General features: G+C 66.6%; 2 protein-coding genes. Both read right to left on the minus strand.

The window, feature by feature from the left end; genetic code table 11:
• Positions 1 to 28 precede the first annotated feature (28 nt).
• Positions 29 to 1,267, minus strand: a complete 1,239-nt coding sequence (locus ACZ7M3_RS52775) for an IS701 family transposase (RefSeq protein WP_472073975.1) — start codon at positions 1,265 to 1,267, stop codon at positions 29 to 31.
• A gap of 208 nt (positions 1,268 to 1,475) precedes the next feature.
• Complete coding sequence (locus ACZ7M3_RS52780) at positions 1,476 to 1,952, minus strand: DUF4265 domain-containing protein (protein ID WP_472073977.1); 477 nt, start codon at positions 1,950 to 1,952, stop codon at positions 1,476 to 1,478.
• Positions 1,953 to 2,123 lie beyond the last annotated feature (171 nt).

The raw sequence follows: 2,123 nt of genomic DNA on the forward strand, positions 1-2,123 counted from the left end.
CTAATACTCCAACTGTAGATCGTGATCTTCATGTCTGGGATGCGGCTTGTCGCCGGTAATGGCTGGTGCGGGACTGGGCTTGATGGCGGCGTCGCCAGTCGGACCAGCCGAGCCGGTGGGATGCGTCGTGGATCGGCCGGATGACGAGCGAGATGAATAGGCGCTGGATCTCGTTGCAGGACAGCGGGACCAGGTCGGTCGGTCCGGGACGGCGGGAGTGTTCGTCGGCGCGGACGACGGCGAGGAAGGCGTGGGCGAGCATGGCGAGAGTGACCCAGCGGGTCCAGGAGGGGTAGCGGCGGACCTGGTGCTCATCGAGTCCGGCGAGCCCCTTCTCTGTCTGGAAGGTCTCTTCCACCCGCCATCTGGATCCGGCGACCCGCACCAGCTCGGTCAGCGGCACCGGCTGGGGTGAGAAGCAGCGGTAGTAGGCGAGTTCGCCGGTGGCGCGGTTACGGCGGATCAGCAGCTGGTGGTGGCCCGGGCAGGAGCCGGCCAGGTCGATGACCGCCCAGTCGTAGAAGCGGTGCCCCTTCGCGCCGCGACCGGCCGACAGCTTCTGCCAGGCCCGCTTCGGCAGCCGCTTGACCAGGCGGTCTGCCCGGAACTTGCCTGCTTGCGTGGGGACTTCGGCCGAGCAGGCCACCGCGAGGACGTAACCGATGCCGCGTTCGGCCAGAGCCGTGCGCAGTTTCGGGTTGCCGCCGTAGACCTCATCCCCGGTGACCCAGCCCACGTGGTGTCCGGCGTCCAGGAACCGTTCGATCATCGTGCGGGCCAGTTCTGGCTTGGCCGCGAAGACGGTGTCCTCGCCGAGCCCTGCTGCCTGGCAGCGGTCCGGGTCGCACGTCCAGGAGCGCGGGATGTACAGCTCCCGGTCCACCGCCGCATGTCCCCGCTCGCCTGCGTAGACGAGGTAGACCGCGACCTGGGAGTTCTCGATCCGCCCGGCCGTACCGGTGTACTGGCGCTGGACCCCGACCGTGTGGGTGCCCTTCTTCACGTCGCCGGTCTCGTCGACGACCAGCACCGCGGCATCGTCGTGGAGGTGCTCGACGACGTATTCGCGCACGTCGTCGCGGACGGCATCGGCATCCCAGACCGCCCGGGACAGCAGATGCTGCATGCCATACGGGCTGGCCTCGCCGGCCCACTCCGCGATCGTCCAGCAGTTCTTGCGCGGCAGGTCCGACAGCAGGCCCAGCACCAACCGGCTGGCTCGCAGGCGGGGTTCGTACCGGGCGAACCGGCTCGCGACTCGGCCCATGGCCGCCTCGAATGCCTCCCGCCATCGGGCGGGATCTATGCTGTGACCTGCGGCCACCGTCTCATCGTTAGTCCACACAACTCATGATGATCAACGATGGCCGCACCCGTCTCCGTACCGGCCCACTGTCCTGCGTCAGCCAACCTTAAGCGCGCGCCCACCGAAGGTTGGCTGCTCCGAAGGACGGCCTCCTCGGAGGGCGCGAAGATCAGGCGTTCCACCACTCATCGGTGGCACAGCCGACTTCGTAGTGCCACCACCCATCCTCTTGTCCTTGGGTCAGGAGCGCCTTGATCCCGTGAAAGTCGCCACCGGCTGGTGCGTTGAAGGCCACCATCGGGAAGTCTTCACTGAAGACTTCGCCACCGAGCCCGAACCTCGAAAGATGCTGATGAACTGCCTGGGGGCTGCGTCCCAGCGGGCCGGAAGGAACAGGCACAACGCGAATCGTGCAGTTGCCGGAGGCGCTGACCCGCCCTACGGCCCAGTGAAGCCCTTCCGAGTCGGCCTGGAACCGCACAACGTCACCCTCAGCCACCCCATTCCGAAGAAAGGGGACGTTCTGCACGCGAGCCGTGTCAGCGCTGAGCCTCGTAGCCCATAGACCCTCGGTGTCCTGCGGGAACCACCCCTCGCGAGGAACGAACCGGAACCAGACCTTGATCTTCTCGACCGTGCTCTCCATGCCGGGCATCATGCGCCACCCGCCAAAGGCACGTCGCATCGGGCCTGAGCTGGGCGATCAATCTTCGCTGCCACGAGAGGGCCAGTAGACGAGCCTTCGATGGCACGTGCTCAAGGTTCGCTGTCTCCGAACGCCCATCGGCAAGATCACGATCTACAGCTGGAGTACTAA

The organism is Streptomyces sp. NPDC111656, from assembly GCF_055656965.1.